We start from the raw sequence: 12,316 nt of genomic DNA, 5'->3' as shown, positions 1-12,316 counted from the left end.
AAAATTGTTTACAGCTTTTGTATGCCTGCATTTATCAACTTTAATGGCGATTTAATACCTAATAATACGCCGCTGCTGGATATAACCAACCGCGCCTTCAGGTATGGCGACGGCTTGTTTGAAAGTATGCGGCTCATGAACGGGCAACTCAAATTTGCCAACCTGCATGCCGACCGCCTGCAACAGGGTATGCGTGCGCTTAAACTGGAAAATTTCAGCCTGTTTGATGATTATTATCTGAAGGAAAAAGCGGAAGAGATTGCCATTATGAACAAAGCCAAGCATGGGCGGCTGCGTTTAACTGTTTACCGTGATGCAGGCGGCCTGTACACGCCAGATTTTAATAAGGCCGGCTGGTGCCTGGAGTTACAACCCGATGCGCACAACCAGTATACATTTAATAACCGCGGGCTGATTATGGATGTATTCACTGAGTTGGTTAAGCCGCTTAATTATCTCTCTAACCTTAAAACCTGCAATTCGCTTATTTATGTGATGGCAGGGTTGTTTAAAACCCAAAGCCGGGCCGATGATGTATTTATCCTTAATCAGAACGGTTTTTTATGCGAGGCATTAAGCTCAAATGTATTTGTACTGTACCAGGGGCATCTGTATACACCAGCCCTGAGTGAAGGCTGTATTGCCGGTGTAATGCGGCAGGTGGTTATTCAACTGGCCCTTAAGCACAGCATACCGGTAACTGAAGCACAGATAAATCCCGAAATACTCAATCAGGCCGAAGAGGTTTTTTTAACCAATGCCACTAAGGGTATCCAATGGGTGATAGGCTCTGGTATTAAGCGGTATTTCAATAAGACCAGTAAGATGCTGGTAGATGAGTTAAATAAATTGTAGAGTACTTTCTTTTTGTCATTGCGAGGAACGAAGCAATCTCGTAGTTATGCTTGTTTGCCCTGTATACGACGGGATTGCTTAGTTCCTCGCAATGACAATATTAGATTTTCATTTTTTTTAGCTCATACTAAAACACCATCCGGCGTTTTAATCGCCTGCAAAATTCCATTCCATAAATCAATGCGCGATTGCAGGGCCGCTTTAACCGCAACCGTAGCTTCCTGCCAGCGGGTGGCGTCCTCGCCGCACAGTTCAGCCGTCATCTGGTAGGCTAATTGTGAATGGTGATCGCCGTCTACCTCGATATGGCGTTCCAGGTACCATAATAAAATATCTACCTTACCGGGCAACTGCCCGCTTAGTTCTTTAACGATACTGATGAACATGTCCGGAATCAAATCCTCGCGGCCAAAGGTGAATACGGCAGATAGAATATGCGGTTGGTTCAGCGCAATCACATCAAAGGTATGCTGTACAAAATAGCGGGCGGCTACAGGAATGTCGGCAGCGTTAAGCGCCTCATTTATTTTTTTGCCGTTGTTCAATTCAGCAAACAGGGCATCAATATAACTGGCCTCGGCACCTGCCTGCTGCATGGCGCGCAGGTACAGTTCAAAATGGCTGGTGCGGTTGCCGGCTTCGTCAATATCGCTTTCCTCACCGGTTACAATTTCATTGATCAAATAGCGGGTGTTGGCATTGCCTACTGGCATCCAGGGCGTATGGGTGCAGGTTAATGTTTGCTGAAGCGCTTTTAGCAGCGACATGAAATCCCACACTGCAAAAACATGATGCTGGGTAAATATATTTAAATCTGTAAGGGTATGAATATGCTTATACAACTCATGATGCACCAACTGTTGCCGCAAAGGCTCAATATCTTTCTTCAGCGTTTCAATTCTTGAATTTATCTCTGCCATATACACGTTGTTGCTAATTGAAATGTAAACTTACATTACATAAACGAATTTTGGTGAACACCGGATTGAAGATAGAGTTAGAATCAGGAATCAAGAGCCAAGAATCATGATAAAAATTATAGTTAAAAAATCCTGATTCCTGATTCTTGGCTCTTGATTCTTGACTCACTCCCTCAAAGCTTTACGCCACGTAAAAACTCTTCAATACCCATCCGTTTTTTACCTTCCAGTTGTATGTCGGTCAGGCTGATGCAACCATCAGCGCAGGCAAACTTCAGGTAAGTTTTGTTATCGGTTAGATAATCGCCGGGCTGCACATTGGGTTTAGTATCTTCTTTTGTAGTTTTGAAGATTTTCAGCGTTTTACCGTTCAGTTCCGTAAAAGCCGCAGGGTAGGGGCTTAATCCCCTAATCAAATTATAAATCTTATCGGCAGACTGCTGCCAGTCAACGCGACAATCATCTTTGTAGATTTTGGGCGCATGTTTTAGCGTAATGCCTTCAGCTAATTGCCCTTGCGGCTGTTCGGTGTAGCGGCCGCTTTCAATAGCTTTTACAGTTTTTACCAGCAGGCCGGCACCCTTGTGCATCAGGCGGTCGTGGTACTCGCCGGCGGTTACCTCATCCGTTATGGATACTTTCTCAACAAATAAAATATCACCGGTATCGATTTCCTGCTTTAAAAAGAAGGTAGTTACGCCGCTTTCTTTCTCCCCATTGATGATGGCCCAGTTAATAGGGGCGGCTCCGCGGTATTGCGGTAGCAGCGAGGCATGCAGGTTGATGGTGCCCTTAACCGGCATTTGCCAAACCACTTCGGGCAGCATCCGGAAGGCGACCACCACTTGCAAATCGGCCTGATAGCTTTTCAGTTCCTTTAAAAAGTCTTCGTTCTTTAATTTTTCAGGTTGTAATACGGGTATATTATGGATAACGGAATACTGCTTTACCGCAGATTCATTGAGTCTTTGCCCGCGGCCAGCCGGTTTATCGGGTGCTGTAACCACGGCCACCACATTGGCACCAGATTCAATAAGCGCTTCCAGAGAAGCTACGGCAAAGGCAGGCGTGCCCATAAAAATGATTCTCATAAAGGGGTAGATGTAAGTATAAAGTGATATTGTTTAATGCGCTATCACTATACAAAATTAGGCATTATTGTTTAGTGCCGGTTGGTAAAATCATCAACAGCTAAGCGCTCATTTCTTTAAGTTAAGCAGGGACAAATCGCTGTTGGCCTTTACCATAACCGAACTTAAAGTGCCCAGCCCGGTTACTTCCATTTCTACCAAATCGCCGGGTTGCAACCATTGCGGCTGGTACTCTTTATCGTTAAGCAAGCCGGTACCGTTCAGTTCCAGAAAACAACCGGTGCCTACCGTGCCTGATCCTATGACATCGCCGGGCAATACGTCGCAGCCATAAGCGCAGCGTTCAATAATCTCGGCAAAGGTCCAGCCCATATCTGCCAGGTTACCGGCTGATACTTCAATGCCGTTTACCTTGCACCGCATTTGCAGGTTATAGCAATTACCTGTATGGCCGGGTTTCGCTTCAGTTTTGTAAGGCTCCAGTTCATCAGGCGTAACCAGCCAGGGGCCAATTACGGTCGAAAAATCCTTGCCTTTAGCCGGCCCTAAATTCAGCAGCATTTCTTCCATTTGCAGGGTGCGGGCGCTCATGTCATTCATAATCATATACCCGGCAATCAGGCTGTCAGCCTCGGCAGCTTTTATATTGCGGGCTTTTTTGCTGAGCACAACGGCTACTTCCAGTTCAAAATCCAGTTTTTGGAAATGATCGGGCATGCAATGTACTTCGCCCGGCCCCTGTACGGCATTGTGGTTGGTAAAATAGAATACAGGGTACTGGTCAAACTCCGGTATCATCTCCAGCCCGCGGTTGCGGCGCGAGGTAGCCACATGCTGCCTGAAGGCATAAGCATCGCGGCAGGAGGCAGGGTGGGGAACCGGCGCCAGCAGTTCATAAAAAACTTCCTCTTTTGCTGTTAGCTGACCGCTTTTAATGGCTTCATTAACTTTTATGGCCCGTTCCATCAGTTCATCGCTACCCCACAAAAAGGCGTTCATCTGGTCGGGTATCAACCTGTCGCAGGTATGCAGGTTATAGATGTGATTGTTGATATACAGGCCAAGATGTTCAGTGCCATCATTTTGGTAGGAAACAAGTTTCATAGCAGGCAATAATTGATGTATTCAAAACTATTAATTAAAAATAAAATAATATGCTTGCATAGTAATTTTGTATTCTCTAACTTCGTTTAGCCAATTATAAACTTACTTACTGTGCCACACAAGAGTTTACAATATCAATTATCTGCCATGAGCGTTATCGCCCTGTTCAGGTACAAGATGTTGTCAAAAATTGTGCTGGCACAGTATTCCATTCTCGCTTAAATAAAAGGCGGTTAACGGCCTTGATTTACGGTATGCCGGTTTTCAGGTAGACCGTTCCTTATTCTATCATTCACTCATCTTTCATTCCTTCATTAACTTAGCACATGCCTGTTTATCATCAACTGGGCCAGATTCCGCACAAGCGGCATACGCAATTTCGTAAACCCGACGGCAGTTTATATGCCGAAGAACTGGTTTCTACCGAGGGCTTTTCGAGCATGTACTCACTGGTCTATCATGCCCACCCGCCTACCATTGTAAAGGAGTTGGGCGAGCCGTATTCGGTTGAACCCAAGATTGCCCGCGCCAAGCATTTGAAACACACCAGCCTGGTTGGTTTTAACGTGCCGCCTGCCGATGATTATTTGGAGAGCCGCAAGCCGGTACTGGTAAATGATGATCTGCATATTTCACTTGCCGCCCCGCGCCATTCCATGACGGATTACTTTTACAAGAACAGCCAGGCCGATGAGGTGATTTTTATTCATGAAGGCTCAGGCACCTTAAAATCCGGCTTTGGTAAAATTAAATTTGCCTATGGCGATTACCTGATCATTCCGCGCGGTACCATTTACCAGTTAGAATTTGATACGGAGCAAAACCGGCTGTTTATTGTAGAAAGCTTTAGCCCAATACGCACGCCTAAGCGTTACCGTAACCAATTCGGGCAACTGATGGAGCATTCGCCGTATTGCGAGCGCGACATTAAACGGCCCACTGATTTGGAAACCCACGACGAATATGGCGATTTCAAGGTGCTGATTAAAAAGCAGGGGCTTATTTATCCTTACACTTATGGTACCCATCCGTTTGATTTTATCGGTTGGGACGGCTTGCACTACCCCTGGGCATTTTCCATCCACGATTTTGAACCCATCACCGGCCGTGTGCATCAACCGCCGCCGGTGCACCAAACTTTTGAGGGGCATAACTTTGTGATCTGCTCCTTTGTGCCGCGTAAGTTTGACTATCATCCGCTTGCTATCCCTGCTCCTTATAACCACAGCAATGTAGATAGCGATGAGGTGTTATACTATGTAGACGGCGATTTTATGAGCCGTAAAAATGTAGTGAAAGGGCAGATCACCCTGCATCCCGGCGGCATACCGCATGGCCCCCATCCCGGTTCGGTAGAAAAATCCATCGGTAAAGAGGATACACAGGAGCTGGCGGTTATGATTGACCCGTTCAGGCCGCTGATGCTGACAGAAGAAGCACTGGCAATTGAAGATGCCAATTATTATAAAAGCTGGAGCGACCCCTCCTAACCTCCCCGAAAGGGAAGGATGGTATCAGTCATCTTTATATTAAACAAGAATTGAGCTTTAAAAAATAAAATACAAATTAAAAGTTCCCTCTCCTTTGGAGAGGGTTAGGGAGAGGTATCATGGAAACATTAACCATAGAAAAACAACAAGCTGCGACAGTCAACGATTTTTTGCCGCTAAACGGCACCGATTATGTTGAATTTTACGTAGGCAACGCCAAGCAGGCAGCCCATTTTTATAAAACGGCGTTCGGCTTTCAGAGCCTGGCGTATGCCGGCCCCGAGACTGGGGTGCGCGACCGGGCATCCTATGTGCTGATGCAGGATAAGATACGGCTGGTATTAACTACACCATTACATTCAGACAGCCCGATTGCCGAGCATATCAAAAAGCATGGTGACGGCGTAAAGGTGCTGGCCATTTGGGTAGACGATGCTTACGACGCTTTTACTCAAACCACACAGCGTGGCGCTGAAGCGTACCAGCAGCCGCAAACGTTAACCGACGAGCACGGCGAAGTACGTACCAGCGGTATCAAACTATATGGTGATACGGTACATCTTTTTGTGGAACGCAAAAATTACAGCGGTCCGTTTTTACCTGGTTACAAAAAATTGGAATCCACTTATAACCCAGCCCCGGCAGGATTGTTATATGTGGATCACTGTGTAGGTAATGTGGGTTGGAACCAGATGAACCACTGGGTTGATTTTTATGCTGATACGATGGGCTTCCGTAATATCCTCACTTTTGATGATAAAACCATTTCTACCGAGTATTCAGCGCTGATGAGCAAGGTAATGAGCAACGGCAACGGCTATGTGAAATTTCCGATCAATGAGCCGGCCGAGGGTAAGAAGAAATCGCAGATTGAGGAATATTTAGAGTTTTACGAGGGTGAAGGGGTGCAGCATTTGGCTTTAGCCACTAAAGATATTGTACATACGGTAACCGAATTGCAAAGTCGCGGTGTAGAATTTTTAACGGTGCCTACCACTTATTATGATGACCTGGTAGACCGCGTAGGCCATATTGACGAAGACCTGGAGCCGCTGAAGAAGCTGGGCATTTTGGTTGACCGTGATGAGGAAGGCTACCTGCTGCAGATTTTCACCAAGCCACTGGAAGACCGCCCGACGGTATTCTTTGAAATTATCCAGCGCAAAGGCGCCCGTTCTTTTGGTGCCGGTAACTTTAAGGCACTATTCGAGGCTATCGAGCGAGAGCAGGAGTTGAGGGGAAATTTGTAAATGAAATTAAAATAAAAACATGTCATTCTGAGCGCAGTGACATCTACTTACAAAGTTACTCTTCACGCGTCATTGCGAGGAACGAAGCAATCCTCGATATGCAAAGCGGCTATGTAAATCGAGGATTGCTTCGTTCCTCGCAATGACGTGCGGAGAATGTTTGGCGATTAATTGTCGCGACTGCACTATATAAACACAAAAGGCCTAATCTTAGATTAGGCCTTTTGTGTTTATATAGTGCAGTAAAGCTTACGCTTGTCTGTTCTTGAAAAACTTAAAATTCTTACCGATGAATTTGGCGTTCACACCTAATTCTTCTTCAATGCGCAGTAACTGGTTGTATTTTGCAATCCGGTCTGAACGTGAGATAGAGCCGGTTTTGATCTGGCCGCAGTTCAGCGCAACGGCTAAATCCGCAATGGTGCTGTCCTCGGTTTCACCAGAACGGTGGCTCATTACCGAAGTGTAACCATGCGTTTGTGCCAGCGATACAGCATTGATAGTTTCGGTTAAAGAACCAATCTGGTTTACTTTTACCAGTATAGAGTTGGCAATACCTTTATCAATACCTTCCTGCAGGCGCTCGGTATTGGTAACAAATAAATCGTCGCCTACCAGTTGAATTCTGTCGCCCAAACGGTCGGTTAACAGCTTCCAGCCATCCCAGTCGTCCTCAGCCATGCCGTCCTCAATAGAAATAATCGGGTATTTCTCGGCTAACTGGGCCAGGTAATCTACCTGCTCGGCACTGTTACGTACCGCACCTTTATCACCTTCAAACTTAGTATAATCGTATTTGCCGTCTACAAAAAATTCAGAGGCTGCACAATCCAGGGCTAAGCAAATTTCTACGCCAGGTTTGTAACCGGCTTTTTCAATAGCGCTTAAAATAGTTTCGGCTGCATCTTCGGTACCTTCAAAGGTTGGTGCAAAACCGCCTTCGTCACCCACAGCGGTTGACAGGCCACGGTCATGCAAAATCTTCTTCAGGTTATGAAATACTTCACTTCCCCAGCGCAAAGCTTCGGAGAAAGAAGGAGCGCCTACCGGCATAATCATAAATTCCTGAAAAGCGATAGGAGCATCAGAGTGTGAGCCGCCGTTAATGATATTCATCATCGGGATGGGCAGCGTGTTGGCATTTACACCGCCAACGTAACGGTATAAGGGTTGGCGGCTTTCCTGTGCAGCAGCTTTGGCTACTGCCAATGATACGCCTAAAATGGCGTTGGCGCCAATATTACCTTTGTTAGCGGTACCATCAATCTCAATCATCAGCTTGTCGATGCCGTTCTGGTCAAAAACGTCCATGCCGTTCAGTTCTTTGGCCAGTTTATCATTTACATTGGCTACGGCGTTTAATACGCCTTTACCCATGTACTTGCTCTTATCATTGTCGCGCAGTTCTACAGCCTCATGTGCACCGGTTGAAGCGCCCGAAGGTACGGCTGCGCGGCCTAATGCGCCATTTTCAGTTAATACATCCACCTCAATGGTAGGGTTACCGCGCGAGTCTAATATCTGGCGGGCATGTACATCAATAATCAAGCTCATGTTGTTCTATGAATTTTTGGTAAATTGTAGCTAAGTGATTAAACGCGGCTAAGATAGCGCAAAAACTTAAATTGTATGTTAAAATGCCATTTAAGTGATGTTAACGCTACGGTTGTATGTGTACTACAACCTTAAAACCAATTGGTTTACATGCGTTAGTCTTTTATGGTAGGCAGGAACTGGCGGGTATCGTTCTTCTTACGGTTGATTTGATACTGCACAATCAGCAGCAGGTTGTTTTTGTTGCCGCTCGGGTTCAAATCAAAATGATTATACTGGTTGATCCAGCCCACCTGAAAACTTAGCGACTTATCAAACTTATAGCCTAAAGTCCCCGATATGCGGTTACGCTCAAAGTTAGGATCATCATTATTAAAGAACACCTCATCATAGACTGAAGTAAACAGGGTTTTGGGTGCCAGCGTACTATGGTTAAGCGGCGTAATCAAATTAAGACGGTACCTGAACCGGTTGCGGTAACCTGCATTCAGAAAACGCTGTTCAATGCGCACACGGTTTTCAAATTTGAAGCGGTTCCAGCTTTCGTTTAATACCAACTGTTCCCACAAGCGTGTTTCGGTAGTGGTAGGGCCGTTGGATACATGGCCGTAAGCATAGGTGGTATAACGGCCGGTACCCAATAAAGCAACAAGATTGTTCCTGATGGCGTAGCTTACACCTCCCTTTACTTCGTAATAAAAAAACTGGTTGAACAGGGTATTGGTACGGGTTTGCACTTCGGTATAACCACCCCAGCGGTGATTGGTATCGCTGGGTAAGGTAACAGTGACCAACCCCCAGGTACCGGTTCTGGAGTTTTGTGCATGAGTAAAAAGGCAGCAAACAGAAATCAGAATAAATGTTAGTGCTATACGAAACATAAAAGCTAATGTTAAGTAAATGTTAACATTGGCTCAAATATAAATATTTTGTTGATGCAGGCTTAACTTACTCCCATTTAAACGTTTTTACGGCAATGGAATATATGATGATGCCCCATATTGCCATTACCAATAGTTGCTGACCTAAATCGAGCAGGCTTGCACCTTCAAACGATACCTTACGCATGGCATCATTAAGATAAGTAAGCGGCAATTCCCGGCTGATGGGCTGTAACCATTTAGGGAAGGCATTGATGGAAAAGAAGGTACCTGAAAGCAGGAACTGCGGCAGCGTAATAATATTGGAAATGGGCGGTACTGTGCTTTCGTTTTTGGCCAGGCCCGACACCACAAAACCAAAGCCCATAAACACAATAACGCCGATGGCGCACAACACCAGCAGGTTGAGCACCGTGGTTACCCCATGTATCAGGGTAAAGCCAAACGCGAAATGACCAATCAAAATAATGAACAGCGCACCCAGTAGGGAGAATACAATCCGCGCCAGCGCTTCACCTATTACAATGCTATAACGCTTAACCGGCGTGGCGAAAAAACGCTTGATCACCAGCGTTTGGCGCAAACTGAGGAATACAAAGGCCGTGCCGAACACGCCTGTGCTCAACAAGGAAAAACCCAGTTGGCCCGGTAAGATAAAATCAATGGTTTTATACTCGCGGCCGCTTACGGTGGTTTCTTTCAGTTCGGCCACCGGCGGGAGCGCACCATGCAGCCGGGTGTTAATTTGATAGAAAATATTATTGAGTATGGATTTCAGGATGTTGCCTTTTTCCAGCGAAGCCTTGCTGTAATCTATATTTACGGTAAACGGCGGCTGGGCAGTATTTTTACGGATGCTGATGATGGCATCAATACTTCCCTTTTTTAAATTGGCTTCTGTTTCTGCGGTGTTTTTTGTAGGGATGAGCCTGATTACGCTGGTGCTTTTTAGCGCCTGGTAAACCGGATTGATGGTATCGCTGCCTTTAGCTACGGCTACATCAACAGTAACACCGCCGCCACCAATAAAGCCGAAAACCAATATAAAGATAAGCGGGAAAGCCAGCGTAAATACCACTGCCGACGGACTGCGGATAATAGACCGGAAACTGGCTTTGGCAATAGCCAGTGTGGCGTTTAAGTTACTGTAAGGTTTGGTAGGAGTATTGTTCATTGGTTCAATGGTTCATTAGGGGAATATAATGCTTATAGCTTCTTCGGCATGTCAAAGTGCTTGACGGCAATCTTGTTTCTTATTTCTCAGTCCTCAATTCTTAACTCCTGAATCCTAATTCCTGACTCTAAAAATCATCCTGCCCTTAACTCTTTACCGGTTTTGGCGATAAATACATCTTCCAGATTGGCCTGTTTCATCTGCTTGGGCCGCTCAAAGCCAGAGGCTACCAGTTCGTCAATAAAGTGGTCGGGCGTATCGATGCCGATAATGCGGCCACCATCCACAAAGGCCACCCGGTCGCATAAAATTTCAGCCTCGTCCATATAATGGGTGGTGATAACGATGGTGGTGCCAGTGCTGCGGATGTTTTGTATCAACTCCCAAAGGTTACGGCGGGCCTGCGGGTCGAGCCCGGTGGTGGGTTCATCCAAAAAAATAATGCGCGGGTTGTTAATTAATGTAGTGGCAATAGAAAACCGCTGTTTTTGACCGCCGGATAGTTCCTTGAACTTAGCCTTCTGCTTATCGCGCAGACTCACCTTGTCCAGCATCTCCAGCGGATCGATCTTTACGCCATACAAGCCCGAAAACAGCACCAGCAGTTCGGTAAGGTTAAGGTTAGGGTAGTAGCCGGCCGCCTGTAGTTGCACGCCGATGCGCTGTTTAATTTTAGAAGCCTCCCGGTCAACCGAAAACCCGTCGACCGTTACTTGTCCAGAGGTTTTGTCGCGCAGGGTTTCAATGATTTCCAGCGTAGTGGTTTTGCCTGCACCATTGGGGCCTAACAGGCCAAAAATTTCGCCTTCAAATACCTCAAAGCTGATATCATTTACCGCAGTAAAATTGCCATACTGCTTTACCAGGTTTTCAACTTTGATGATAGGGGAGTTTGCCATACCGTAAAAGTCGGTGATGGGTTTGATATTTTTAGCAGGTTACTGGTAAAAACAATAAAATATATGGTGAAAGCTGTTTCAAAATCATAACAAAGCGCGTCATTGCAAGGTACGAAGCAATCCTCAACATGCAAGACAGCTCTGTAAATTGAGGATTGCTTCGTACCTCGCAATGACGCGTATAGAATAGCTTTGTGATTAACCGCTTGTAGAAGATTTCTCCCTGCGGTCGAAATGACGAGTGGTTTATTGTGGGTAAGCTATTTTTTTGAACCTTTGGTCAGCTCACTTTCCGACTTGATAACCTTGCTGCCGTTAGCCTGTTTAATTTCATAGGCAGGCTCATCTTTACTGGCATTGCGTTTTACTTCGCTGCCTTTAATGGTCTTTTTTACCGGCTCGGTGTGTTTAGCTTCAACTTTACCTTCGGCTTCTGATTTGCCCCAGTTCCAGTGAACGGTATCTCCCTTTTTCATAATGGTAGTGTTTTGCCTGTAAAGCATCAAAATACCGGCCAAACTTAAACAACTTTAAAAAGAGTTGGATAGCTAACGAATAGTTACCGTATCAACAATAGAATAAGAACTGTCATTACTGGGTTTGGCAAACTTGAGATAATAAGTACCTGGCTGGGCAGCTTTAAATTTGAAAGTTGCAGATAGTTGCCGTTTGGTGCGGATAGTAGTGTCTTTGGTTACGTATAGTTTAATGTGCTGTACGTTGGCCTGAACAGGCGTAATGGCCAGGCTGTCAAAATTATGCTGATTGTTAGTGTTAGGCCAAACCAGGGTGAATAATAAATCCTGGTTTACTGCGCCGCTGGTTGGGCCATTTACGCCGGCAACTACGCTTTGCAGCACATTTTTAGTAGCTGCCGTTTGCTGCACAGCCACTTCATCTTTTTTGCAGGATGTAACTGAAACAGCCAGTAATACAAAGAGGGTAAAGTATTTCATGCAACGCGTTTTTAACAGGTAAACCAATGGAATAGCTAACTAACAAATAATAACTTCTGTTAATAAGCAATTGTCTGCAAGTTAGATAGATATGTACGTTTAAACCAAATTATTTGTTCGGGTTTAACAAAAATTAACTTTT

12 protein-coding genes are annotated in these 12,316 nt (G+C 45.4%); 3 read left to right on the top strand and 9 right to left on the bottom strand.

Annotation, left to right across the window (positions count from 1 at the left end; genetic code table 11):
* The first annotated feature begins 21 nt into the window (after positions 1–21).
* Positions 22–855 (top strand): aminotransferase class IV, encoded by an 834-nt coding sequence (locus tag ACY652_RS01735; protein WP_462266201.1) that lies wholly within the window; start codon positions 22–24, stop codon positions 853–855.
* Positions 856–977: 122 nt separating this feature from the next.
* On the opposite strand, the gene ACY652_RS01730 is transcribed toward ACY652_RS01735, so the two are convergent.
* The 3 genes from ACY652_RS01730 to ACY652_RS01720 all read right to left on the bottom strand — a co-directional run bounded on the left by ACY652_RS01730 (position 978) and on the right by ACY652_RS01720 (position 3,970).
* Positions 978–1,775, bottom strand: a complete 798-nt coding sequence (locus ACY652_RS01730) for a DUF3050 domain-containing protein (RefSeq protein WP_462266200.1) — start codon at positions 1,773–1,775, stop codon at positions 978–980.
* A gap of 173 nt (positions 1,776–1,948) precedes the next feature.
* Positions 1,949–2,866: a methionyl-tRNA formyltransferase gene (gene fmt, locus ACY652_RS01725; protein ID WP_462266199.1), complete on the bottom strand. Its 918-nt coding sequence runs from the start codon at positions 2,864–2,866 to the stop codon at positions 1,949–1,951.
* 108 nt (positions 2,867–2,974) lie between these two features.
* A complete protein-coding gene (locus tag ACY652_RS01720) occupies positions 2,975–3,970 on the bottom strand; it encodes a fumarylacetoacetate hydrolase family protein (RefSeq protein WP_462266198.1) in 996 nt (331 codons plus the stop codon).
* Between the two features lie 326 nt (positions 3,971–4,296).
* Between ACY652_RS01720 and ACY652_RS01715 the strand changes: the two genes are divergently transcribed.
* Both ACY652_RS01715 and hppD read left to right on the top strand, forming a co-directional pair.
* Complete coding sequence (locus ACY652_RS01715) at positions 4,297–5,460, top strand: homogentisate 1,2-dioxygenase (RefSeq protein ID WP_462266197.1); 1,164 nt, start codon at positions 4,297–4,299, stop codon at positions 5,458–5,460.
* Between the two features lie 119 nt (positions 5,461–5,579).
* Positions 5,580–6,710 (top strand): 4-hydroxyphenylpyruvate dioxygenase, encoded by a 1,131-nt coding sequence (gene hppD / locus ACY652_RS01710; protein ID WP_462266196.1) that lies wholly within the window; start codon positions 5,580–5,582, stop codon positions 6,708–6,710.
* A 249-nt stretch (positions 6,711–6,959) separates the two neighbouring features.
* Here the strand turns inward: hppD and eno are convergent, their stop codons facing one another.
* The 6 genes from eno to ACY652_RS01680 all read right to left on the bottom strand — a co-directional run bounded on the left by eno (position 6,960) and on the right by ACY652_RS01680 (position 12,174).
* On the bottom strand, positions 6,960–8,264 hold the full coding sequence (eno, locus tag ACY652_RS01705) for a phosphopyruvate hydratase (protein ID WP_462266195.1): 1,305 nt from the start codon (positions 8,262–8,264) through the stop codon (positions 6,960–6,962).
* Positions 8,265–8,419: 155 nt separating this feature from the next.
* The gene (locus ACY652_RS01700) at positions 8,420–9,145 is read right to left on the bottom strand and encodes a DUF2490 domain-containing protein (protein WP_462266194.1); all 726 of its coding nucleotides are present in this window, start codon (positions 9,143–9,145) and stop codon (positions 8,420–8,422) included.
* Positions 9,146–9,212: 67 nt separating this feature from the next.
* Positions 9,213–10,319, bottom strand: coding sequence for an ABC transporter permease (locus ACY652_RS01695; protein WP_462266193.1), 1,107 nt, complete (start codon positions 10,317–10,319; stop codon positions 9,213–9,215).
* Between the two features lie 134 nt (positions 10,320–10,453).
* A complete protein-coding gene (locus tag ACY652_RS01690; RefSeq protein WP_462266192.1) occupies positions 10,454–11,218 on the bottom strand; it encodes an ABC transporter ATP-binding protein in 765 nt (254 codons plus the stop codon).
* Between the two features lie 260 nt (positions 11,219–11,478).
* A complete protein-coding gene (locus ACY652_RS01685; protein ID WP_462266191.1) occupies positions 11,479–11,694 on the bottom strand; it encodes a hypervirulence associated TUDOR domain-containing protein in 216 nt (71 codons plus the stop codon).
* A 72-nt stretch (positions 11,695–11,766) separates the two neighbouring features.
* Entirely contained in the window at positions 11,767–12,174 is a 408-nt protein-coding gene (locus ACY652_RS01680) for a hypothetical protein (protein ID WP_462266190.1), read from the bottom strand.
* Positions 12,175–12,316 lie beyond the last annotated feature (142 nt).

The sequence above is a fragment of the Mucilaginibacter sp. genome (assembly GCF_965200995.1).
In the GTDB taxonomy this organism is placed as follows: Bacteria; Bacteroidota; Bacteroidia; order Sphingobacteriales; family Sphingobacteriaceae; genus Mucilaginibacter.
The sequence above is the reverse complement of the archived record's forward strand: the minus strand, read 5'-3'. Positions and strand labels throughout refer to the sequence as shown.

Excerpts from the sequence above, each read along its gene's own strand:
- ACY652_RS01690 (WP_462266192.1), bottom strand. The coding sequence starts at position 11,218 with ATGGCAAACTCCCCTATCATCAAAGTTGAAAACCTGGTAAAGCAGTAT.
- ACY652_RS01735 (WP_462266201.1), top strand. The coding sequence starts at position 22 with ATGCCTGCATTTATCAACTTTAATGGCGATTTAATACCTAATAATACG.
- hppD (WP_462266196.1), top strand. The coding sequence starts at position 5,580 with ATGGAAACATTAACCATAGAAAAACAACAAGCTGCGACAGTCAACGAT.
- fmt (WP_462266199.1), bottom strand. The coding sequence starts at position 2,866 with ATGAGAATCATTTTTATGGGCACGCCTGCCTTTGCCGTAGCTTCTCTG.
- ACY652_RS01685 (WP_462266191.1), bottom strand. The coding sequence starts at position 11,694 with ATGAAAAAGGGAGATACCGTTCACTGGAACTGGGGCAAATCAGAAGCC.
- eno (WP_462266195.1), bottom strand. The coding sequence starts at position 8,264 with ATGAGCTTGATTATTGATGTACATGCCCGCCAGATATTAGACTCGCGC.
- ACY652_RS01680 (WP_462266190.1), bottom strand. The coding sequence starts at position 12,174 with ATGAAATACTTTACCCTCTTTGTATTACTGGCTGTTTCAGTTACATCC.
- ACY652_RS01695 (WP_462266193.1), bottom strand. The coding sequence starts at position 10,319 with ATGAACAATACTCCTACCAAACCTTACAGTAACTTAAACGCCACACTG.
- ACY652_RS01700 (WP_462266194.1), bottom strand. The coding sequence starts at position 9,145 with ATGTTTCGTATAGCACTAACATTTATTCTGATTTCTGTTTGCTGCCTT.
- ACY652_RS01715 (WP_462266197.1), top strand. The coding sequence starts at position 4,297 with ATGCCTGTTTATCATCAACTGGGCCAGATTCCGCACAAGCGGCATACG.
- ACY652_RS01730 (WP_462266200.1), bottom strand. The coding sequence starts at position 1,775 with ATGGCAGAGATAAATTCAAGAATTGAAACGCTGAAGAAAGATATTGAG.
- ACY652_RS01720 (WP_462266198.1), bottom strand. The coding sequence starts at position 3,970 with ATGAAACTTGTTTCCTACCAAAATGATGGCACTGAACATCTTGGCCTG.